19 protein-coding genes and 5 tRNA genes are annotated in these 21,603 nt (G+C 69.9%); 16 read left to right on the top strand and 8 right to left on the bottom strand.

Going from position 1 to position 21,603, the window contains the following annotated elements; genetic code table 11:
• Position 1 precedes the first annotated feature (1 nt).
• From ACZ4VW_RS25100 to ACZ4VW_RS25080, 5 genes are all read right to left on the bottom strand, one after another.
• Positions 2-3,211: a sensor histidine kinase gene (locus tag ACZ4VW_RS25100; RefSeq protein WP_467966046.1), complete on the bottom strand. Its 3,210-nt coding sequence runs from the start codon at positions 3,209-3,211 to the stop codon at positions 2-4.
• 339 nt (positions 3,212-3,550) lie between these two features.
• Positions 3,551-4,135, bottom strand: a complete 585-nt coding sequence (locus ACZ4VW_RS25095) for a GTP-binding protein (protein WP_467966044.1) — start codon at positions 4,133-4,135, stop codon at positions 3,551-3,553.
• On the bottom strand, positions 4,116-4,523 hold the full coding sequence (locus ACZ4VW_RS25090) for a DUF742 domain-containing protein (protein ID WP_467966042.1): 408 nt from the start codon (positions 4,521-4,523) through the stop codon (positions 4,116-4,118). The genes ACZ4VW_RS25095 and ACZ4VW_RS25090 overlap by 20 nt, the downstream gene beginning before the upstream one ends.
• Positions 4,524-4,651: 128 nt before the next feature.
• The gene (locus tag ACZ4VW_RS25085; protein WP_030325548.1) at positions 4,652-5,065 is read right to left on the bottom strand and encodes a roadblock/LC7 domain-containing protein; all 414 of its coding nucleotides are present in this window, start codon (positions 5,063-5,065) and stop codon (positions 4,652-4,654) included.
• Between the two features lie 9 nt (positions 5,066-5,074).
• Positions 5,075-8,821 (bottom strand): sensor histidine kinase, encoded by a 3,747-nt coding sequence (locus ACZ4VW_RS25080; protein WP_467966040.1) that lies wholly within the window; start codon positions 8,819-8,821, stop codon positions 5,075-5,077.
• Positions 8,822-9,365: 544 nt separating this feature from the next.
• Here ACZ4VW_RS25080 and ACZ4VW_RS25075 point away from each other — a divergent pair.
• The 9 genes from ACZ4VW_RS25075 to ACZ4VW_RS25035 all read left to right on the top strand — a co-directional run bounded on the left by ACZ4VW_RS25075 (position 9,366) and on the right by ACZ4VW_RS25035 (position 13,280).
• Complete coding sequence (locus ACZ4VW_RS25075) at positions 9,366-9,554, top strand: hypothetical protein (protein WP_158994727.1); 189 nt, start codon at positions 9,366-9,368, stop codon at positions 9,552-9,554.
• Positions 9,555-9,633: 79 nt separating this feature from the next.
• Positions 9,634-10,419, top strand: coding sequence for a fumarylacetoacetate hydrolase family protein (locus ACZ4VW_RS25070; RefSeq protein ID WP_467966038.1), 786 nt, complete (start codon positions 9,634-9,636; stop codon positions 10,417-10,419).
• Complete coding sequence (gene gltX / locus ACZ4VW_RS25065) at positions 10,412-11,890, top strand: glutamate--tRNA ligase (protein WP_467966036.1); 1,479 nt, start codon at positions 10,412-10,414, stop codon at positions 11,888-11,890. Before ACZ4VW_RS25070 ends, gltX begins: the two co-directional genes overlap by 8 nt.
• A 22-nt stretch (positions 11,891-11,912) precedes the next feature.
• Positions 11,913-12,635: an HAD family hydrolase gene (locus ACZ4VW_RS25060; protein WP_467966136.1), complete on the top strand. Its 723-nt coding sequence runs from the start codon at positions 11,913-11,915 to the stop codon at positions 12,633-12,635.
• 94 nt (positions 12,636-12,729) lie between these two features.
• Positions 12,730-12,801 (top strand) — tRNA-Gln (locus ACZ4VW_RS25055).
• 42 nt (positions 12,802-12,843) lie between these two features.
• Positions 12,844-12,916: transfer RNA gene (locus ACZ4VW_RS25050), tRNA-Glu, on the top strand.
• Between the two features lie 88 nt (positions 12,917-13,004).
• Positions 13,005-13,077 (top strand) — tRNA-Glu (locus ACZ4VW_RS25045).
• 16 nt (positions 13,078-13,093) lie between these two features.
• Positions 13,094-13,165: transfer RNA gene (locus ACZ4VW_RS25040), tRNA-Gln, on the top strand.
• A 42-nt stretch (positions 13,166-13,207) separates the two neighbouring features.
• Positions 13,208-13,280, top strand: a tRNA-Glu gene (locus tag ACZ4VW_RS25035).
• A 146-nt stretch (positions 13,281-13,426) separates the two neighbouring features.
• On the opposite strand, the gene ndgR is transcribed toward ACZ4VW_RS25035, so the two are convergent.
• Complete coding sequence (gene ndgR, locus ACZ4VW_RS25030; protein WP_005311436.1) at positions 13,427-14,143, bottom strand: IclR family transcriptional regulator NdgR; 717 nt, start codon at positions 14,141-14,143, stop codon at positions 13,427-13,429.
• A 140-nt stretch (positions 14,144-14,283) separates the two neighbouring features.
• On the opposite strand from ndgR, the gene leuC reads away from it, so the two are divergent.
• From leuC to ACZ4VW_RS25010, 4 genes are all read left to right on the top strand, one after another.
• On the top strand, positions 14,284-15,708 hold the full coding sequence (leuC, locus tag ACZ4VW_RS25025) for a 3-isopropylmalate dehydratase large subunit (RefSeq protein ID WP_467966034.1): 1,425 nt from the start codon (positions 14,284-14,286) through the stop codon (positions 15,706-15,708).
• Positions 15,709-15,714: 6 nt separating this feature from the next.
• The gene (gene leuD, locus ACZ4VW_RS25020; RefSeq protein ID WP_467966032.1) at positions 15,715-16,308 is read left to right on the top strand and encodes a 3-isopropylmalate dehydratase small subunit; all 594 of its coding nucleotides are present in this window, start codon (positions 15,715-15,717) and stop codon (positions 16,306-16,308) included.
• 104 nt (positions 16,309-16,412) lie between these two features.
• Positions 16,413-16,640, top strand: a complete 228-nt coding sequence (locus tag ACZ4VW_RS25015; protein ID WP_031013922.1) for an SCO5555 family protein — start codon at positions 16,413-16,415, stop codon at positions 16,638-16,640.
• Positions 16,641-16,783: 143 nt separating this feature from the next.
• Positions 16,784-17,470 carry an HU family DNA-binding protein gene (locus ACZ4VW_RS25010; protein ID WP_467966031.1) on the top strand — a complete coding sequence of 229 codons (687 nt, stop codon included), beginning with the start codon at positions 16,784-16,786 and terminating at the stop codon, positions 17,468-17,470.
• Between the two features lie 121 nt (positions 17,471-17,591).
• Here ACZ4VW_RS25010 and ACZ4VW_RS25005 read toward each other — a convergent pair whose 3' ends face one another.
• Both ACZ4VW_RS25005 and cofC read right to left on the bottom strand, forming a co-directional pair.
• Positions 17,592-17,801: a hypothetical protein gene (locus tag ACZ4VW_RS25005; protein ID WP_355107455.1), complete on the bottom strand. Its 210-nt coding sequence runs from the start codon at positions 17,799-17,801 to the stop codon at positions 17,592-17,594.
• 10 nt (positions 17,802-17,811) lie between these two features.
• Positions 17,812-18,459 carry a 2-phospho-L-lactate guanylyltransferase gene (cofC, locus tag ACZ4VW_RS25000; RefSeq protein ID WP_467966029.1) on the bottom strand — a complete coding sequence of 216 codons (648 nt, stop codon included), beginning with the start codon at positions 18,457-18,459 and terminating at the stop codon, positions 17,812-17,814.
• Between the two features lie 161 nt (positions 18,460-18,620).
• Here cofC and ACZ4VW_RS24995 point away from each other — a divergent pair, with 161 nt between their 5' ends.
• The 3 genes from ACZ4VW_RS24995 (at position 18,621) to ACZ4VW_RS24985 (ending at position 21,601) form a co-directional block, all read left to right on the top strand.
• A complete protein-coding gene (locus tag ACZ4VW_RS24995) occupies positions 18,621-19,373 on the top strand; it encodes a lysophospholipid acyltransferase family protein (RefSeq protein ID WP_467966028.1) in 753 nt (250 codons plus the stop codon).
• Positions 19,370-20,371, top strand: a complete 1,002-nt coding sequence (locus ACZ4VW_RS24990; protein WP_467966026.1) for an NAD(P)H-dependent glycerol-3-phosphate dehydrogenase — start codon at positions 19,370-19,372, stop codon at positions 20,369-20,371. The genes ACZ4VW_RS24995 and ACZ4VW_RS24990 overlap by 4 nt, the downstream gene beginning before the upstream one ends.
• 90 nt (positions 20,372-20,461) lie before the next feature.
• Entirely contained in the window at positions 20,462-21,601 is a 1,140-nt protein-coding gene (locus tag ACZ4VW_RS24985) for a D-alanine--D-alanine ligase family protein (RefSeq protein WP_467966024.1), read from the top strand.
• Positions 21,602-21,603: the final 2 nt, after the last annotated feature.

Genomic DNA, 21,603 nt, shown 5'->3' with positions numbered 1-21,603 from the left:
ACTAACGCTCCTGGTTGTAGGTACTGCCCGGGCCGAGGCCCGATCCGTTCGTGTCCGTTCCCGCGGTGCGCCCCTGCTGGACACCGCGACGCAGGTTGCTCAACCTGCCTCGCACGTCCTCAGGAGCGCGGGAGACCTGGGGGCCGCCCTGCGGGGTCTGCTCCGCCGTGCCCTCGACCAGATTGGCCTTCGGGACGCGCCGCGGAAGGCCGGAGGAGGTGACCCCGCCCGCCTTCGGCTCGCGGAGCTTCTCGGCCCGCTGCCAGCGCTCGTCGTTCGTCGAGCGCCAGTCGTCGGAACCGTCGGCTTCGTTCTGCTGCGCCGGGGCCGGCGCAGCCGCCGACTGCCGGCCCGACTGCGGCGCCTGGGCGGCGGTGCCGCCGCGACGCGGCAGACCGGCATCGGTCAGCGCGTGACCGGCGTCCGGGGTGGGGTTCGGCGTCGGCCCCGGACGGTCGAAGCCTACGCGCTCGGCGGCCGGTTCGGGAGCGGCGGGAGCAGATTCCGCTTGTGCTCCGTACTGCTGCTCGTAGCCACCCTGGTACGTACCCTGATCCGCCCACTCACCCTGGTGGTTCTGGGGCTGGTACGTGTTGTCGTACTGCGCCTGGCCATTGTCCTGGCCCTGGTAGGCGGCTTCCGCATAGCCCGCCGGGGCGTACCCGTCGGTGGGCTGGGCGTAGCCGTCGTAGCTCTGCTGGGGGTAGTCGTACGCGTCGTTTTGCGGGGCGTGCTGACCGAAGTCGGCCGCGTACTCCTGGCCGTACTCCTGCTCCTGGCCGTACCCCTGCTCCGGTGCGTACTCCTGCCCGTGCTCCTGCTGCCCGTACGGCTGCTGCGAGGGGTCGACCTCGTCCCGGAACATCGGACGCTCGCCGCCCTGCGCCTGCGCCTCCAGGGCCGCCCTGCGCTCCTCGCGCATCAGCGAACGGTTCACCGGGTCGAGCTGCCGCTCCTCGCCCTGCTGCTCGTAGCGGGAGTCGTCGAAACCGAGCTCGGCCGCGGTCCGCATCGGCTGCTGGACGGGCTCGAAGGCGTGCTGCTGCTGTTGCGGGATGATCTGCGAGACCGTGAAGTCGTTCTCCGGCAGGTGCTCGCCACCACCACCATGGGTGATCGCGTCCGGCAGCATGACCAGCGAGGTCGTGCCGGCCTGCTCGCCCGAGGGGCGGAGCTGGACACGGATGCCGTGCCGGTCGGCCAGCCGGCCGACCACGAAGAGGCCCATGCGCTGCGAGACAGCGGCGTCCACGGTCGGCGGGTTGGCCAGCTTGTGGTTGATGTCCGCGAAGTCCTCGGCGGTCAGGCCGATGCCCTTGTCGTGGATCTCGACCATCACGCGGCCGTCGGGCAGCCGGGTCGCGGTGACGCGGACCTTGGTCTGCGGCGAGGAGAACGTGGTGGCGTTCTCCAGGAGCTCGGCGAGCAGGTGCACGAGGTCGGTCACGGCCTGGCCGTGGATCTCGGCCTCCGGGACACCGGCGAGCTCGATGCGCTCGTACTGCTCCACCTCGGAGGAGGCGGCGCGCATGACGTCGACCAGCGGCACCGGCTGGTCCCAGCGGCGGCCCGGCTCCTCGCCGGCGAGGACCAGGAGGTTCTCGCCGTTGCGGCGCATACGGGTGGCCAGGTGGTCCAGCTTGAAGAGGTTCTCCAGCTGGTCCGGGTCGGCCTCGTTGTTCTCCAGGTCGGTGATGAGGGTCAGCTGGCCCTCGATCAGCGACTGGTTGCGGCGCGAGAGGTTCGTGAAGATCGCGTTGACGTTGCCCCGGAGCATGGCCTGCTCGGCGGCGAGCCGGACGGCCTCGCGGTGGACCTGGTCGAAGGCGCGGGCGACCTCGCCGATCTCGTCCTGGGAGTCGATCGGGATGGGCTGGACCCGGGTGTCGACCCGGCCCGGCTCGGTACGGGAGAGCTGGTCGACGAGCATCGGCAGACGCTGCTCGGCGATACCGAAGGCGGCGGTGCGCAGCTGCTGCATCGCACGGCTCATCTGGCGGGCCATCATCCCGGCGAGGATGAAGGCGGCGAGCAGCGCGACGACGGTGATGCCACCGATGACGAAGGCGTCGGTCTTGGCCTCGTCGGAGACGCGGACGGCCTCCGCCACGGCCTTGTCGACGAGCTCCTTCTCGACGGTCGTGTAGCCGTCGAACTTCCCGGTGGCCACGGCCATCCAGGTCTCGAACGTGATGTTCTTCGCCTTCAGGGCCGCGATCGCATCGGCGTCCTTGGCCGAACCGATCTCCTTGACCACACCGGTGAAGACGGAGCCGTCGGCTCCCTTGGGCAGCGTGACGCCCGCCGCCTGCATCTTCTCCTCGCCGTCCTTGGCCTTCTCCGTCATGACCTGCTTCAGCCGGTCGACGTCGGCCTGGGTGCCACCCGAGTTGTACTCGCCGAGGGCGATCTGCTCCAGGTAGTTGTACGAGTTGAACGCCACGGACTGCTGGGCGAAGACCTGGTCCTTCTGGCTGGGCCGGACCAGGAGCTGGGTGCCGATCGAGCGCTGCAGCGACTCGGCCGCCTTGGCGAGCTGGATGGCGTAGAGCGTGCGGCCGTAGGCGGTGACGTTGCCCGTGCCGAGCCCGAGCTCGTTGGAGAACTCCATGAGGAAGTGCTGGACACCCGTGTACCCGAGCTGGGTGTTCACGGGGTCCAAGGCTCCGGTGTACGCGCCCTGGCGGAGCTTCTGGAGCTGGGGCTCCTCGTCCCTGAACAGCTTCAGGCGGCGCTCGAGGCCCTCGCCCTCCGGCATGTTCGTGGCGGCCTGGTCGAACTTCACCTTGGCGGCGTCGGTGGCGGCGTACGCCTGCGTCACCTCGTCGCTCTTGCGGTCCTCGGTGGACGTGGCCGTGAGCAGGGGGGCGGCGGTGAGGTCACGCTCGTTGAGCAGCGCCTGGCTGTACTCCGAGGCGGCACTCACGATCCGCGCCGTCTTCTCGGCGTTCTGCGCCTCCTGCCAGGTGTCGATGGCCCCCTTCACCTGGAAGCCGCCCATGACGAGGCCGACCAGCACGGGTATGAGGAGGATCGCGTTCAGCCTGGTGGGCACCCGCCAGTTGCGCGGGGACAGCTTGCTCGTACTCCCCTTGCCGTCGCCGGCCTGCGGCGCCACCGGCGGTTCAGCGGGCGACGCCACCATGCGTGCCGGCGGCGTGAAGTTGCCTCGCGCCTGCTGTTCCGCGGAGCTTTCCTTGCTTCGCCTCACTCGACCAACAACCTCTCGGCGTCGGCACCTACGTTGTGCCGGTGTTTCTGTCAGGGCCGTACTACTCGGGAGTTCATGAATTGCAGCACGTGAAGGGGGTCCCCTCCAAACAGCGCTGAGCGCTCGCTTTTCCGCTTCACGCCCCAGATAAAACGGGCATAAAGAACGAGCCCCGCCAAATAGCGGGGCTCATGTGAGCACAGCGGCACCGATCGGATGCGTCGGGTGTCCGTGGAGCCCCAATTCTCTTTCGAAACGTTATGAACACGGAGGGGGGCCGTGTCGAACGACACAGGCCGCCCCTCCGCGGGGCGTACGACAACTTCCGTACGCATCTGCCTACTTGAGCCGGGCCATCAGCGCGTGCTCCACGAGCGTGATCAGAGCGCTCTTGGCGTCCGCGCGGTGACGGGCGTCGGTGGTGATGATCGGGGTGCCGGGACCGATCTGCAGGGCCTCGCGGACCTCGTCGGGGGAGTACGGCTGGTGGCCCTCGAACCCGTTCAGCGCGATGACGAACGGGAGGCCGCTGTTCTCGAAGTAGTCGACGGCCGGGAAGCAGTCGGCGAGACGGCGGGTGTCCACGAGCACGACGGCGCCGATGGCGCCGCGGACCAGGTCGTCCCACATGAACCAGAAGCGGTCCTGACCGGGCGTACCGAAGAGGTACAGGATCAGGTCCTGGTCCAGGGTGATGCGGCCGAAGTCCATCGCCACCGTCGTGGTGGTCTTGCCACCGGTGTGCGTCAGATCGTCGATGCCGGCCGAGGCCGAGGTCATGACGGCCTCGGTACGCAGCGGGTCGATCTCCGAGACGGCGCCGACGAACGTGGTCTTGCCCACGCCGAAGCCACCGGCCACCACGATCTTCGCGCTGGTGGTCGATCTGGCCGCGCTGCCGCCGCTAGAGCTTGCGAAGTCCACTGAGCACCCTTTCGAGCAGTGTCACGTCCGGCGTGCCGCCGGCCTCTCCGTTGCCCGGCTGGTGGATCGCCACCATGCCCGCCTCCGCCAGGTCGGCGACGAGGATCCGGGCGACGCCGAGCGGCATCGACAGCAGGGCCGAGACCTCGGCCACCGACTTCACCTCTCGGCACAGGTGGCAGATCCGCTGGTGCTCGGGGAGCAGTGTCGAGAGGTGCGCCGGGTCGGCCGTCGTGCTGACCAGCGCCTCGATGGCGAGCTGGTAACGCGGCCGGGTCCGGCCGCCGGTCATCGCGTACGGACGCACCAGCGGCTGGTCGCCTTCATATCCGTACGACTCGTCGAGTGAGGCGCCGTACGGATCGTGAGAGGCGGGGGGCGGGGTCATGAATCCTCCGGGCGTGACGGCAGAGAGTCGCCTGCCGTCTGATGGGGCCGGTGGGGGGCCGGATGGGGCGGCCGGACGGTGTGTGATCCCAGGGTGGCACGGAGGGGCGTGCCACCCTGTCGGTGCGTCTAGTGCAGCAGGCTTCCCTGGAGCTCGGCACGGAGATCCGGGGTGAGGACGCTGCCGGCCCGGTCGACCAGCAGCGTCATCTCGTAGCCCACGAGGCCGATGTCGCACTCCGGGTGTGCGAGCACGGCCAGTGAGGAACCGTCGGAGACGGACATCAGGAAGAGGAAGCCGCGCTCCATCTCCACGACCGTCTGGGCGACCGGGCCGCCCTCGAAGATCCGGGACGCGCCCGCGGTCAGCGAGGTCAGTCCGGAGGCGACCGCCGCCAGCTGGTCGGCGCGGTCGCGGGGGAATCCTTCCGACATGGCCAACAGCAGGCCATCGGCGGAGACCACCACCGTGTGGGACACCCCGGGGGTGTTGTCCACGAAGTTGGTGATCAACCAGTTCAGATTCTGCGCCGCCTGGCTCATCGCGCTCAACTAACGCTCCTGCTGGTGGGTCGGGCCGAGGTGGAAGCTACCCGTGGTCGAGTTGCCCGCCTGGCGGCCCTGTTGGATACCGCGGCGCAGATTGGTGAGCCGGCCGCGGACGTCGTCGGGTGCACGCGAGACCTGAGGACCAGCCGTGTGGGCCTGCTCCTGTGCGGTCCCGGGTACGAGATTGGCCTTCGGGACCCGTCGCGGCAGCCCGGAGGTGGTGACCCCGCCGGCGGCGGGCTTGCGCACCCGCTCTGCCTGGCGCACCAGCTCGTCGTTGGGCGAGGTCCGCCAGGAGCCCGGACCGCCCGCCTGCTGGCCGCCGTCGCCGCCCTGTGCCGCGGGGCGGCGCGGGGAGGGAGACGCGGACGGCTGAGGCAGGGCCGGGATCTGCGCCGTCCGGTCGACGGCGCCCCGTCCGTCGTCCTGCTGGGCCTGGCCCTGACCCTGCTCCTGGTTCTGACCGTGGAACCAGTTGGTCTCCAGCGTGTCGTACAGGGGGGTACGGGTGTCGCTCGAGCCGCTCGCCGGAGGCAGGGCCTCGGGCTGACGAGGCTGCTGCAACTGGGGCTGCTGCGGCTGCTGGGGCAGGTTGCCGGCCGGGCGGGGCGCGCCGTAGTCGCCGCCGCCGCGCTGGCGCGGGGCCGGGGGCTGCGGGTTCTGCGGCTGGTACGCCTGCGGGGCCTGGGCCTGCTGGGGCGCCTGCTGCGGCTGTCCGAAGTCCGGCCGCGGGAACTGGGCGGTGGACGCCGGGTCCTGCGGGTTCTGCGGCTGGTACGCCTGGGGCTGCTGCGGAGTCTGCTGCACCCGTCCGAACTCCGGTTGGGGGAACGGAGCCGGGGCACCGGGGTTCTGGGGCGCCGTCGGACGGGCGTACTGGCCCGTGCTCTCCGGCTCCTCGTGACCGCGCGGCGCGTCGAGCGGCGACATCTCCTGCTGCGGGCGGCGGACCGGCTGCGCCTGGTCGTTGCCCCAGCTCGTGGCCTGCGGACGCTGCTGGGCGTTGCCACCGGGCAGCTCGGCGCGCGGGTAGCCGTTCTGGTCGGGACGACCGCCCTGCGGGGCCTGGTTGCCCTGGCCCTGCTGCGGCTGCGGAGCCTGACCCTGCTGGCCCTGACCCTGCCCCTGCTGGTTCTGACCCTGCTGGTTCTGGCTCTGGTTGCCCTGGCCGCCCCAGACGTCCGTACGGGACGGAATGGCGCTCTGCGCACCGCCGAACCCACCGGCGCCGAGACCCGGACGCTGCGGCTCCTGGGAGACCTGCGGCATCTGCGAGGTCTGCTGACCCTGCGGCTGCGACTGCTGCGAAGCCTGACCCGGGGCCTGACCCTGAGGAGCGTTCTGGCGCGGCGCGCCCTCCCGGCCGGGCAGCGCGGCACGCGGCCCGTTGCCCGCACCGACCTGGCCGCGAGCGGCACCCGCACCGGCGGCGAGCCGGCCGGCCGCCCCCGACGGCGCCCCGCCGAGGCCCGGACGGGAACCCCCGCCGAGACCACCGGCCGCGCCCGGGCCGCCGGTCAGGCGGCCACCGGGAGCGGAGGGACCCTGCGGCATCGCGCCCTGGCCACCCGGACCCTGCTTGGGCGCGGGCTTCTTGTTGCCCTGGGCGACGTCGACGGGAAGCATGACGAGCGCGGTGGTGCCGCCGGAGTCCGACGGGCGCAGCTGGATCCGGATGCCGTGCCGCAGGGACAGGCGGCCGACCACGAACAGACCCATGCGGCGGGAGACGGAGACGTCCACGGTGGGCGGCGAGGCGAGCCGCTCGTTGATCGCGGCGAGGTCCTCGGGGGAGAGGCCGATGCCGGTGTCGTGGATCTCGACGAGGACACGGCCGTCGGGCAGCGCGTGACCGGTGACGCGGACCTTGGTCTGCGGCGAGGAGAACGACGTGGCGTTCTCGAGCAGCTCGGCGAGGAGGTGCACGAGGTCGTTGACGACGCGGCCGGCGACCTCGGTCGCCGGGACGGCGGCCAGTTCGATCCGCTCGTACTGCTCCACCTCGGAGGCGGCGGCACGGAGCACGTCGACCAGGGGGACAGGACGGGTCCAGCGCCGGCCGGGCTCCTCACCGGCGAGGACGAGGAGGTTCTCACCGTTACGCCGCATGCGGGTGGCGAGGTGGTCGAGCTTGAAGAGCGAGGACAGCTGGTCCGGGTCGGCCTCGCGGGACTCCAGCTCGGAGATGAGCGAGAGCTGACGCTGGATAAGACCCTGGGAGCGGCGCGAGAGGTTGGTGAACATCGCGTTGACGTTGCCCCGCAGCAGGGCCTGCTCGGCGGCGAGGCGGACCGCCTCGCGGTGCACGTCGTCGAAGGCCGCGGCCACTTGGCCGATCTCGTCCCGGGAGTGCACACCGACGGACTCGACGGAGGTGTCGACGTCCTGCGGGTCGACCTCGGAGAGCTGCTTGACGAGCTCGGGCAGACGGTCCTGGGCGACCTTGGTCGCGGTGTCCTGGAGCCGGCGCAGCGAGCGGATCATGGACCGGGCGACGACGAAGGCGCCGATGAGCGAGACGCCGAGGACGAGGAGGATCAGCGCACCGTTGATGATGGCCTCGCGCTGCGACTCCGCGCGCAGCTCACGGGCCTTGGTCTCCATCTGTCCGAGGAGGCTCTCCTCGATGACGTTCATGGCGTTGATCTTGGTGCCGTACTCGTCCGTGAAGTTCAGGTGACCGCGCGGCGTGCGGCTCGCCATCCCGGAGTCGGTGGTCAGCACCCGGTCCGCGTACTTGTCGGCGGCCTCGATGGTGGGGTTGCCCGTGGAGAGCGAGGAGGTCAGCTCGGCGGCGTCGCCGCCGGCCGACTCGTAGATGGTCTCGAAGGCCTTGAGCTCCGACTGCTCACCCTGCTTGGCGGCGTAGCCGTAGAGGCGGTCGCCGGGCTCCAGCTTGCCGGGCCGGCTGTTGCCCGGGGGCAGCGCGGAGGCGATGATCGCCTGCTGGACGGAGGCGTACTCCTTGGCGGAGGAGAACGCGGCGAGCGCCCGGGTCCGCTTGATCATCTCGGGGTTGGAGGTCGCCTGCGCCATGTCCTGGGAGAGGCTGAGCAGCGAGCGGATCAGACGGCTGTACCCCTCGACCGTCACCGAGTGGGCGACGCCGTCCTTGTACGCGTCCGTGCGGATGCTGCCGATCTGGACGACCTGGGACGCGATCTGGCTGACGTTCTGCCGGATGCTCTGCAGCGCCTCGTCGCCCTCGGTGGCGGGGATGTCATGGGTGGCGGCCATGAACGCCTTCTGGGCGCGGTCCGTCTCCTTGCGCTTGCTGTTGACCTGGTAGTCACCGGCCGACTTGCCGTTGGCCAGCGGGCCGGCGGAGAGGTCACGCTCGGCCTGGAGGGCCTGGGCGAGGTCGGTCGCCTCCTGGGTCAGCTTGGTGAGCAGCTGCATGTGCTCGAGCTGCTCCATGTCCTGGAGCGACTCGCTGATGCGGATGCCGCCGAGGCTGGTGGCCGCGACCACGGGGAGGGTCAGCAGGGCGACCAGACGCGTCGAGATGCGCCAGTTGCGCAGTGCTATTCGCGGGCCGACCTCGTTCTGGGCCCGGGGCTTCTGCGGGGTGCCGTTGGACTCGGTGGCAGAGGTCGTGGCGCCGGAACGCGCGGAACCGTCACCGCCCTCGCCGGTGGGGCCCTGGCCCGGCTTCTGGGCGTGCTGGGCCGAGGAACCGCGGTCGGTTCCGGCGCGAGGCTCCTGCTCCGCGGCAGCCGCGCTGCCATCCCTCTTGAATCGTCCCTGCACTAGCGTCGCAACCTCTGGACCAGGCGCCCTTCCGCGTGAACGGAGGACGGTGTCGGCGTCTCGGGACGCGAATGCGCCCCATGGTGGTCGTCGATGACCGGCGCAGTTCCCCCTTCCCCGCCGCTCACCCGGCGCTGCGTTGCGCCCCCTGCGCGCCGGCTTGAAACCCGCGGCGGTGCGTGGAATTCCAGCACAGTGCCGGATCTCCAACAAGGCCCGCGTGTCGGGTGTCCCAGGGCATAACAACCCGTGAACATCGTGTCACCCCACGTAGAAGATGATCATGGAGGAATCGGACTTATTAATCCCAAAGAGTCACGTGGGCCGAGTGTCCCAGTCGCGATGATCAGGAGCGGAATGAAGCGTTCAGTGGCGCAATGTCCGTTTCGCGGACCCTGTGCCTCCGCCTGGAATGCCTGATTTATCCGCCCAGGGGTGAGCAAACTCACACAGAGATCGATGTCTTCCCCATGCATTCGAAGGGAATGGCACGTTTAGCCTGACGCTTTACAAGACCACCCGCTCTGTAGAGGCTCCCGTGACCATGAAGACGACCATGCTGCTCCGCTCCACGGCCAACCCCCGCCGCACCACGCTCGCCCATCTCGAGGACGCCGAGCAGCTCGGCCGGGGCGCGCAGCCGGAGCACGGGCTCGACCTTCCCACGCAGACGGCCAACCCCCGCCGCACGGTCCTCATGACCGCCCCCGAGGCCCCGCAGCCCGCACAGTAATACGTCAAGAGCCGCCCCTCACCGCGTTAGCCTGGAGCGTCAGACTCCAGCCAGTACCAAGTGAGGGGCGAAAGCACTCGTGCGCATCGCCAGATTCTCCATCGACGGCAATGTCGCCTTCGGCGCCGTCGAGGGCGAGGGAACCGTCGAGTCCGGCGGTCTGGTCCTCGACATCATCAAGGGCATCCCGTACACCGACTTCGAGCTCAGCGGCACCAAGGTCCCGCTCAGCAAGGTACGGCTCCTGCCGCCCGTGCTCCCCAACAAGGTCGTGGCCATCGGCCGCAACTACGCGGAGCACGCCGCCGAACTGGGCAACGAGGTCCCCGAGGTGCCCGTCGCCTTCTTCAAGCCCACCACTTCCGTGATCGGCTCCGGCGACGCCATCGAGTACCCCTCCTTCTCCAACGAACTGCACCACGAGGCCGAACTGGCCGTGGTCATCGGCCGCATGTGCCGCGAGGTCCCGCGCGAGCGCGTCAAGGACGTCGTCTTCGGCTACACCTGCGCCAACGACGTCACCGCCCGGGACGCGCAGGCGCGCGAGAAGCAGTGGGCCCGCGCCAAGGGCTTCGACACCAGCTGCCCCCTGGGCCCCTGGGTGGAGACGGAGCTCGACCCGAGCGACCTCACCATCCAGGCGACCGTCAACGGCGAACAGCGGCAGCTCGGTCGTACGAGCGACATGATCCGCTCGATCGAGGACCTGGTCGTCCACATCACCGAGGCCATGACGCTGCTCCCGGGCGACGTCATCCTCACCGGCACCCCCGCCGGGGTCGGACCGCTCAACGTCGGCGACGAGGTCGCCGTCACCATCGAAGGCATCGGCACTCTCACCAACAAGGTGATCAAGCGTGGCTAACGCGAACGTCCGCGTACGTTTCTGTCCCTCCCCGACCGGCAACCCCCACGTGGGCCTGGTCCGCACCGCCCTGTTCAACTGGGCCTTCGCCCGGCACCACGGCGGTACGTTCGTCTTCCGCATCGAGGACACCGACGCGGCGCGCGACTCCGAGGAGTCGTACCAGCAGCTGCTCGACTCGCTGCGCTGGCTCGGGTTCACCTGGGACGAGGGCCCCGACGAGGTCGGCGGCCCGCACGCCCCCTACCGCCAGTCCCAGCGGATGGACATCTACAAGGACATCGCCGAGAAGCTGCTCGCGGGCGGCTACGCCTACCACTGCTTCTGCACCGCCGTGGAGCTCGAGGCCCGCCGCGACGCCGCCCGCCTGGCCGGTAAGCCCTCCGGCTACGACGGCACCTGCCGCAACCTGAGCGCCGAGCGCATCGAGCGCTACCGCGCCGAGGGCCGCGAGTCGATCGTCCGCTTCAAGATGCCCGACGAGCCGATCACCTTCACCGACCTGGTCCGCGGAGAGCTCACCTTCACCCCGGACAACGTCCCGGACTACGGCATCGTGCGCGCCAACGGCGCCCCGCTGTACACCCTGGTCAACCCGGTCGACGACGCGCTCATGGAGATCACCCACGTCCTGCGCGGCGAGGACCTGCTCTCCTCCACCCCGCGCCAGATCGCGCTCTACAAGGCGCTGATCGAGCTGGGCGTCGCCAAGGAGATCCCCGCCTTCGGTCACCTGCCGTACGTGATGGGCGAGGGCAACAAGAAGCTCTCCAAGCGCGACCCGCAGGCCTCGCTCAACCTCTACCGTGAGCGTGGGTTCCTCCCCGAGGGCCTCCTGAACTACCTGTCCCTCCTGGGATGGTCGTTCTCGGCGGACCAGGACATCTTCACCATCGAGCAGATGGTCGAGAAGTTCGACATCGCCGACGTCAACGCCAACCCGGCGCGCTTCGACCTCAAGAAGGCCGAGGCGATCAACGCCGACCACATCCGCATGCTGGACGTGAAGGCGTTCGCCGCGGCCTGCGAGCCCTGGCTCCGGGCGCCGCACGCCAACTGGGCGCCCGAGGACTTCGACCGCGCGGCCTGGGAGGCGATCGCCCCGCACGCCCAGACGCGTGTCACGGTCCTCTCCGACATCACGCAGAACGTGGACTTCCTGTTCCTCCCCGAGCCGGTCTTCGACCAGCCGTCGTGGGACAAGGCCATGAAGGGAGAGCCGGCCGCGCTGCTCACCACCGCGCGCGCCACGCTGGAGAGCGCCGACTGGAGCGACCCGGAGTCCCTCAAGAACGCGGTCCTGGCCGCCGGCGAGCAGCACGGCCTGAAGCTCGGCAAGGCGCAGGCCCCGGTCCGCGTCGCCGTCACCGGCCGCACGGTCGGCCTGCCGCTCTTCGAGTCCCTGGAGATCCTGGGCAAGGAGAAGACCCTGACCCGCATCGACGCGGCGCTGGCGAAGCTGGCGGCGTAATCTCGGCCCCATGCCGAGCCGTATGCCGATCCGCGCGGTCCTGTGGGACATCGACGACACGATCTTCGACTACGCCCGCGCCGACGTGACCGGCATGCGTGAGCACCTCACGGCCGAGGGCCTGGTGGACGGATTCGACTCCGTCGACCAGGCCCTCCGTCGTTGGCAGGAGCTCACCGTCGTCCACTGGCGGCGCTTCGAGGCGGGCGGGGTGGACTTCCAGGACCAGCGCCGCGAGCGGGTACGCGACTTCCTGGGCGTTCCCACGCTCACCGCCGCCGAGGCCGACGGCTGGTTCGAGCGGTACCTCACGCACTACGAGGCCGCCTGGGAGCTCTTCCCCGACGCCGTGCCCGTCCTCGACGTCCTGGCAGGTGACTACCGTCACGCCGTCCTGTCGAACAGCAGCATCCACAACCAGGACCGCAAGCTGCGCGTCCTCGGCGTACGGGACCGCTTCGAGGCCGTCGTCTGCGCCGCCGAGCTCGGGTACGCCAAGCCGGCCGCGGAGGCCTTCCACGCCGCCTGCACCGCGCTGGGGCTGGCCCCCGAGGAGGTGACGTACGTCGGCGACCAGCCGGACATCGACGCCCGCGGGGCGGTCGAGGCGGGGCTCCGGGGCATCTGGCTGGACCGCGTCGGCAGGGGCGGCCGGCCCGAGCTGACCCGCATCACCGACCTCCACCAGCTCCCCGGCCTACTGCGCGGCGATACCCGTTTTGGAGCGTCGGAGACCTTCAGGTAATGTTCTTCCTGCGCCGAGGGGAGCAAGCCGAAAGGCCGAAACCCCGAAGCGCACAACCCGAACAAGATCCCCCACAACGGGGATCGAGTTTTGGTGGCCTATGGTGTAATTGGCAGCACGACTGATTCTGGTTCAGTTAGTCTAGGTTCGAGTCCTGGTAGGCCAGCTCGCAGAGCTCATCTGCATGTACGCGGATCACATCCGCAAAGCCCCCGTTGTGTAGCGGCCTAGCACGCTGCCCTCTCAAGGCAGTAGCGCCGGTTCGAATCCGGTCGGGGGTACAGATCCATCCTGCGCATCACCAGGGTCGCTCCCGGTGAACACGTGGTGACATCGCTCGGCACTTCGGTGCCGGGCGGGATCGCTAGGGCCCCCGTTGTGTAGCGGCCTAGCACGCCGCCCTCTCAAGGCGGTAGCGCCGGTTCGAATCCGGTCGGGGGTACTGGTCTAAACCACCATGGCCTATGGTGTAATTGGCAACACTACGGTTTCTGGTACCGTCATTCTAGGTTCGAGTCCTGGTAGGCCAGCTCGCAGAGCTCATCTGCATGTACGCGGATCACATCCGCAAGGCCCCCGTTGTGTAGCGGCCTAGCACGCCGCCCTCTCAAGGCGGTAGCGCCGGTTCGAATCCGGTCGGGGGTACGCATCGAAGAAGCCCTTCCCTTCGGGGAAGGGCTTCTTCGCGTTGCCGGACAACTCAAGATCGGCCCCCGGACTCGGCACACAACTCCGGCCCACCGCTGCGGCGTTGAAGCGGTGAGCCGGATCGTGCAGAAGGGGCGGGAGGGTCAGCCGTTACGGCGCAGCGCCTCGGAGAGACGGGCGGCGGCGTCGATGACGGCCTGGGCGTGCATACGGCCCGGGTGGCGGGTCAGGCGCTCGATCGGGCCCGAGACAGACACGGCGGCCACCACGCGGTTCGACGGGCCGCGCACGGGTGCGGAGACGGACGCCACGCCCGGCTCCCGCTCACCGATCGACTGCGCCCAGCCGCGGCGCCGTACGCCCGACAGCGCGGTCGCCGTGAAGCGCGCGCCCTGCAGACCGCGGTGGAGCCGCTCCGGCTCCTCCCAGGCCATCAGGATCTGCGCGGAGGAGCCGGCCTTCATCGTCAGCGTCGAGCCGACGGGGACCGTGTCCCGGAGGCCGGACAGCCGCTCGGCCGCCGCCACGCAGATGCGCATGTCGCCCTGACGCCGGTAGAGCTGCGCGCTCTCGCCGGTGACATCGCGCAGATGCGTCAGTACCGGGCCCGCGGTGGCGAGCAGGCGGTCCTCACCGGCCGCGGCGGCGAGCTCCGCCAGGCGCGGTCCGAGGATGAACCGGCCCTGCATGTCGCGAGCCACCATCCGGTGGTGTTCCAGTGCCACGGCGAGGCGATGTGCCGTGGGTCGTGCGAGTCCCGTCGCCGCGACCAGACCTGCGAGGGTGGCCGGACCGGACTCCAGGGCGCTCAGGACAAGGGCTGCCTTGTCGAGAACGCCCACGCCGCTAGAGTTGTCCATGCAACGATATTCACGTCTCACTCTGTGAAACGCAAGTTCAATTTTCCCCGGATCTTGCGACCCTGGTGAGGCGGCCGCACAACGGCTCGCGAAACGGGTCTCTAGTTGTGTCGGCGATCACGTCGGCCGGAGGGAAAGCGATGGGTAGGACACTCGCGGAGAAGGTCTGGGACGACCACGTCGTCCGGCGCGCCGAGGGCGAGCCCGATCTCCTCTTCATCGATCTGCACCTGCTGCACGAGGTGACCAGCCCCCAGGCGTTCGACGGCCTGCGTCAGAACGGCCGGCAGGTGCGGCGCCTCGACCTCACCATCGCGACCGAGGACCACAACACCCCGACCCTCGACATCGACAAGCCGATCGCCGACCCCGTCTCCCGCGCCCAGTTGGAGACCCTGCGGAAGAACTGTGCCGACTTCGGTGTGCGGCTGCACCCGCTGGGCGACGTCGAGCAGGGCGTCGTCCACGTCGTGGGACCCCAGCTGGGCCTGACCCAGCCCGGCACGACCGTCGTCTGCGGCGACTCGCACACCTCCACCCACGGCGCGTTCGGCGCGCTGGCCTTCGGCATCGGCACCAGCCAGGTCGAGCACGTCCTGGCGACCCAGACGCTCCCGCTGGCCCGCCCCAAGACCATGGCGATCACCGTCGACGGCGAGCTGCCCGAGGACGTCACCGCCAAGGACCTGATCCTGGCGATCATCGCCAAGATCGGCACCGGCGGCGGCCAGGGCTACATCCTGGAATACCGCGGCTCCGCCATCGAGAAGCTCTCGATGGAGGCCCGGATGACCATCTGCAACATGTCGATCGAGGCCGGCGCCCGCGCGGGCATGATCGCCCCCGACGAGACCACCTTCGCGTATCTGAAGGGCCGCGCCCACGCCCCCGAGGGCGAGGACTGGGACGCCGCCGTCGCGTACTGGAAGACCCTGAAGTCGGACGAGGACGCCGTCTTCGACGCCGAGGTCGTCATCGACGCCGCCTCGCTCGCGCCGTTCGTCACCTGGGGCACGAACCCGGGTCAGGGTGCCCCGCTTTCGGCGAACGTCCCCGACCCGGCTTCGTACGAAGACGCTTCGGAGCGTCTGGCCGCCGAAAAGGCCCTGGAGTACATGGGGTTGACCGCCGGACAGCCGCTGCGGGACATCAAGGTGGACACCGTCTTCGTAGGCTCCTGCACCAACGGCCGCATCGAGGACCTGCGCAACGCCGCCGCCCTGCTGGAGGGCCGCAAGGTCGCCGAGGGCGTCCGGATGCTGGTCGTCCCGGGCTCGGTCCGGGTGGCCCTGCAGGCCGTCGAGGAGGGTCTGGACAAGGTCTTCAAGGAGTCCGGCGCCGAATGGCGGCACGCGGGCTGCTCGATGTGTCTGGGCATGAACCCCGACCAACTGGCGCCCGGTGAGCGTTCCGCGTCCACCTCCAACCGCAACTTCGAAGGCCGGCAGGGCAAGGGCGGCCGGACCCACCTGGTCTCGCCCCAGGTCGCCGCCGCCACCGCCGTACTGGGCCACCTGGCCTCCCCGGCCGATCTGTCCGACGTCGCTACGCCCGCGGGGGTCTGAGGAACCATGGAAGCTTTCACCACGCACACCGGCCGGGCCGTCCCGCTGCGCCGCAGCAACGTCGACACCGACCAGATCATCCCCGCGCACTGGCTGAAGAAGGTCACCCGCGACGGATTCGAGGACGGGCTGTTCGAGGCCTGGCGCAAGGACGAGCAGTTCATCCTCAACCGCCCCGAGCGGCAGGGTGCCTCGGTCCTGGTCGCCGGCCCCGACTTCGGCACCGGCTCCTCCCGTGAGCACGCCGTCTGGGCGCTGCAGAACTACGGCTTCAAGACCGTCGTCTCCTCCCGGTTCGCCGACATCTTCCGCGGCAACTCGCTGAAGAACGGTCTGCTGACCGTGGTCCTGGACCAGAAGACCGTGGACGCCCTCTGGGAGCTGACCGAGGCCGACCCGACGGCCGAAATCACTGTTGACTTGGAGCAGCGGAAGGTTCTCGCCGCCGGGATCGACGCCGACTTCGAGCTCGACGAGAACGCCCGCTGGCGTCTGCTGAACGGCCTCGACGACATCAGCCTCACCCTTCAGAACGAAGGCGACATCGCGGCCTACGAGGCGGCGAGGCCGTCCTTCAAACCCCGTACAATTACCGTCTGAGCAGCGCTTTTCCATGACTGCGCCCCCCACCTCCCGGTGGGGGGCGCAGTCGCTTGTTGAGACCCCGTCGGGCGACAACTCGCCCTAGATGGCACAATCGGTGCATGGAACGCGACAGCCAACTCGAGCTCTACGAGGCAGTCGCCGCCCGATTGAAGGAAGCGCACACAAGGGTGCGCGCACTGCAAGTCCCGGAGGGCGTAAGGATGGCGCTGTCCCGGAAGCTGCTGGTCGTCACGGCCGCGGCGAAGCACGATCTCGCGGACGCGGCCACGCGTCTCGACCGGTTGATGAAGGACCTCGATGAGGGCCGATTCCCTGAAGACGACTGACACCAGGAACTCCGCAACGGCACTTCCGCGTTGCGGCACTAGGGTGATTAGCCCGTTTCGTGTTTGATTTGCGGTATATACATGCCTAACGTGCGAAAAAGCTTGAACACTTTCGTTCTGGCAATGTCTCCGAAGGGGAAGACGTGAACAAGGCGCAGCTCGTAGAAGCGATTGCCGACAAGCTCGGCGGCCGTCAGCAGGCCGCGGACGCTGTCGACGCGGTGCTGGACGCGATCGTGCGTGCCGTGGTCGGCGGGGACCGTGTTTCGGTCACCGGCTTCGGCTCGTTCGAGAAGGTCGACCGTCCGGCCCGGTACGCCCGCAACCCGCAGACGGGTGAGCGCGTACGGGTCAAGAAGACCTCCGTGCCCCGCTTCCGTGCTGGTCAGGGCTTCAAGGACCTGGTCAGCGGGTCCAAGAAGCTTCCCAAGGGTGGCGAGGTCTCCGTCAAGAAGGCGCCCAAGGGCAGCCTCACCGGCGGTGCTTCCGCGACCGTGAAGAAGGCCGCCGCCAAGAAGGCCACCACGGCCAAGAAGGCCGCCGCCAAGAAGGCGACCCCGGCCGCGAAGAAGACCACCGCCGCGGCGAAGAAGACCACGCCGGCCGCGAAGAAGACCACCGCGACCGCGAAGAAGGCCACGCCGGCGGCGAAGAAGACGTCGGCCACGACCAAGAAGGCCACGCCGGCGGCGAAGAAGACCTCGGCCACGACCAAGAAGGCCGCCGCCAAGAAGACCGCGCCGGCGAAGAAGGCGACCGCGACGAAGGCCCCCGCCAAGAAGACCACGGCGCGCAAGACCACCGCCAAGAAGACCGCCGCCAAGAAGTAGACGGGTAAGGCGCTCAGCGGCCACGGGCCACTCACACGCCGGGCCGGGCTCCCCCTCGGGGAGCCCGGCCCGCGGCGCGTGCGCGCCCTGTTCGGCCCAACCCGGGGCCGGAGGAATCCGCTCAGAGGGTCTGCAGCGTCACCAGCGTGATCCGCGGACCGGCGTCCCCGGCGCCCGGCTCCGTCTCGATCCGCACCCGCTGCCCCGGACGCAGCAGCAGCAACCCGCCCGCGTCGAAGGCCTCGGCCCCGAACTCCACCGGGGTGCCGTCGTCGAGCAGCACACTGCCGCTGCGGGTCTCGGGGTCGTACGTGTACGCGGTCGCCTGCATGAACCGCACCCTATCCGGCCGTGCGAGAGCCGTGGGCCGCCGTCCGCGGGCCGACACCCAGCGCCAGCGCGGCCACCAGATCCTCGCCGGTGTCCACGTCCCGGCGTACGGAATCCACCCCGGTCAGCCGGATTTCCACCGCCCCCGAAGACAAATGCCGGCGGCGTGAAGCGCCCCCGAATGCGGGTGCCAATTCCACCCCCGGGCCCGCCGAGAGGAATGTCGTACCGATTTCGGCTGCATCCGGGAGAAATGTCCGGGGGAATTTCCCGGCGACCTCCAGGACCCGCGCCAGCTCACCGGGGCGCAGCGCCGGCAGGTCCGCGTTGAGCGCCGCGACCCGTGCGCCCGGCCGGGACTCACGTACCGTCCGCGCCCCGTGCGCCAGCGCCGCGTTCAGCCCGGCGGCCGGGGAGTCCGGCACGATCCGCGCGCCGAGCGCCGCCAGCGCCGGCGCCGCCACCGGATCATCCGTGACGACCACCACATCCCGTACCCGCGCGCACTCCAGCGCCGCGGCCACCGTGTCCTGCGCGAACGCCAGCGCGAGCCGCGGACGCAGCAACGCCCCGGTGGCCTCGGCGAGCCTGCTCTTCGCCCGCGCAAGGGGCTTCAGGGGGACGACCAGGGACCAGCCGTCGTCCGGATCGGTGTTCATCGGGGCCCATTGTGGCCCGGCGTCCTCCGCGCGCGTCCGACGGGCCGGAGGGCCGGTGCCCGGCGGAGGCGGGAGCACGGGGCGTACCGTGTCCTCGACAGACCAGGAGCATGGGGCGAGACTTGACCCCCTGCACGCCAGTCCCAGAGGAAGGTGCACGAGTGTCCCGCCGCAGAATCGGCTTCTGGTACCGCCTGGCGGCGGTCATCGCTAAACCGCCGCTGGTGGTTCTGTTCAAGCGGGACTGGCGCGGAACGGAACACATTCCGGCCCACGGCGGATTCATCACCGCCGTCAATCACAACTCGTATCTGGACCCGCTCTCCTACGCGCACTTCCAGTACAACACCGGACGCGTCCCGCGCTTCCTCGCCAAGGCCGGACTCTTCAAGGGCTCGTTCGTCGGCATGATGCTGCGCGGCACCGGACAGATCCCCGTCTACCGCGAGACGACCAACGCCCTGGACGCCTTCCGGGCCGCCGTCGAGGCCATCGAGCGCGGGGAGTGCGTCGCCTTCTATCCCGAGGGCACCCTCACCCGCGACCCCGACATGTGGCCCATGGCCGGCAAGACCGGCGCCGCCCGCGTCGCGCTGCTCACCAAGGCCCCGGTCATCCCGGTCGCCCAGTGGGGCGCCAACCTCGCGATGCCGCCGTACGCCAAGGAGAACAAGTTCAACCTGTTCCCGCGCAAGACGCTGGTCGTGCAGGCCGGCCCGCCCGTCGACCTCTCGCGCTTCCACGGCCAGGAGCCGACGCCCGAGGTGCTGCGCGAGGCGACCGAGGTCATCATGGCCGCGATCACCGCGCTCCTCGAGGAGGTGCGCGGCGAGAAGGCGCCGCCCGAGCCGTACGACCACCGCAAGGCCCGGCTGGAACAGCGGCGCAAGGCCGCCGGGGAGGGCAAGAAGTGACCAAGGCAGCCGTATTCGGCACCGGATCGTGGGGCACGGCCTTCGGCATGGTGCTCGCCGACGCGGGCTGCGAGGTGACCCTCTGGGGCCGCCGCGCCGAGCTCGCCGACGCCATCAACACCACCCGCACCAACCCCGACTACCTCCCGGGTGTCGAGCTCCCCTCGAACGTCCGGGCCACCACCGACCCGGCCGAAGCCGCCCACGACGCCGACTTCACCGTTCTCGTCGTCCCCTCCCAGACGCTGCGCGCCAACCTCGCCGAATGGGCCCCCAAGCTGGCCCCCGACACCGTCCTCGTCTCCCTGATGAAGGGCGTCGAACTCGGCACCGCCAAGCGCATGAGCGAGGTCATCACCGAGGTCGCCGACGTGCCCGTCGAGCGCGTGGCCGTCCTCACCGGCCCCAACCTCGCCAAGGAGATCGCCGCCCGGCAGCCCGCCGCCGCCGTGGTCGCCTGCGCCGACGAATCGGTCGCCCAGCGGCTCCAGACCGCCTGCATGACCCCGTACTTCCGCCCGTACACCAACACCGACGTGGTCGGCTGCGAACTCGGCGGCGCGGTCAAGAACGTCATCGGGCTCGCCGTCGGCATCGCCGACGGCATGGGGCTCGGCGACAACTCCAAGGCCACGCTCATCACCCGCGGCCTCGCCGAGACCACCCGGCTCGGGCTGGCCATGGGCGCCGACCCGCTCACCTTCTCCGGCCTGGCCGGACTCGGCGACCTGGTGGCCACCTGCTCCTCGCCGCTCTCCAGGAACCACACCTTCGGCACCAACCTCGGCCGGGGAATGACGCTGCAGGAGACCATCGCGGCGACCAAGCAGACCGCGGAGGGCGTCAAGTCCTGCGAGTCCGTCCTCGATCTGGCCCGCCGCCACGATGTCGACATGCCGATCACCGAAACGGTCGTCTCGATCGTCCACGAGGGCAAGCCGCCGATCGTCGCCCTCAAGGAACTGATGTCCCGCAGCGCCAAGTCCGAGCGCCGCTGAGGCCGCCGCTGAGGCCGCCGCTAGGCCGGACGCGCGCGGCGGCCCGGGGCTCTTAAGCGCATCGAACACGCAAGGTACGCTCAACGCGTTATGAGCGAGAACACCCAGAGCCCCCGCAAGCCGCGCGTGGCCGTCGTCTTCGGCGGACGCAGCTCCGAGCACGCCATCTCCGTCGTCACGGCCGGCGCCGTCCTGCGCGCCATCGACCGGACCAAGTACGACGTGCTGCCCATCGGCATCACCACGGACGGGCGCTGGGCGCTGACCGCCGACGCCCCCGAGCGGATGGCCATCGCCGACCGCGCCCTCCCGAACGTCTCCGACCTCGCCGAGTCCGAGCAGGGCGGCGTCGTCCTCTCCGTCGACCCGGCCAACCGCGAGGTCGTCCACACCGAGCCCGGCTCCGTGCCCAAGGCGCTCGGCGAGGTCGACGTCGTCTTCCCCGTGCTGCACGGCCCGTACGGCGAGGACGGCACCCTCCAGGGCCTCCTGGAGCTCTCCGGCGTCCCCTACGTCGGCGCGGGCGTCCTCGCCTCCGCCGTCGGCCAGGACAAGGAGTACATGAAGCGGGTGTTCACCTCCTTCGGGCTGCCGGTCGGCCCGTACGAGGTCATCCGGCCGCGCGAGTGGGACCAGAATCCCGCCGCCGCGCGCAAGAAGATCGTCGAGTTCGCCGCCGACCACGGCTGGCCGCTCTTCGTGAAGCCCGCCCGCGGCGGCTCCTCCATGGGCATCACCAAGGTCGACGACCTCTCGGGCCTGGACGAGGCCATCGAGGAGGCGCGGCGCCACGACCCCAAGATCCTCGTGGAGTCGCTGCTGCGCGGCCGCGAGATCGAGTGCGGTGTGCTGGAGTTCGAGGACGGGCCCCGGGCCAGCGTGCCGGCCGAGATCCCGCCGGTCACCGACCACGACTTCTACGACTTCGAGGCCAAGTACATCGACTCGGCGTCCGGGATCGTGCCCGCGCCGATCGGCGACGACGCCACCGCCGAGGTCCAGCGGCTCGCGATCGCCGCGTACGAGGCCGTCTCCTGCGAGGGCCTGGTCCGCGCGGACTTCTTCCTCACGGAGGACGGCGACTTCGTCATCAACGAGATCAACACCATGCCGGGGTTCACCCCGATCTCGATGTATCCGCGGATGTGGCAGGAGAGCGGCGTCAGCTACCCCGAGCTCGTCGACCGGCTGCTCCAGGCCGCGCTGACCCGCTCGACCGGCCTGCGCTAGGC

The organism is Streptomyces sp. NPDC029139 (assembly GCF_055564335.1).
Note: the sequence above shows the minus strand (reverse complement) of the source record. Positions and strands in the feature narration are given on the sequence as shown.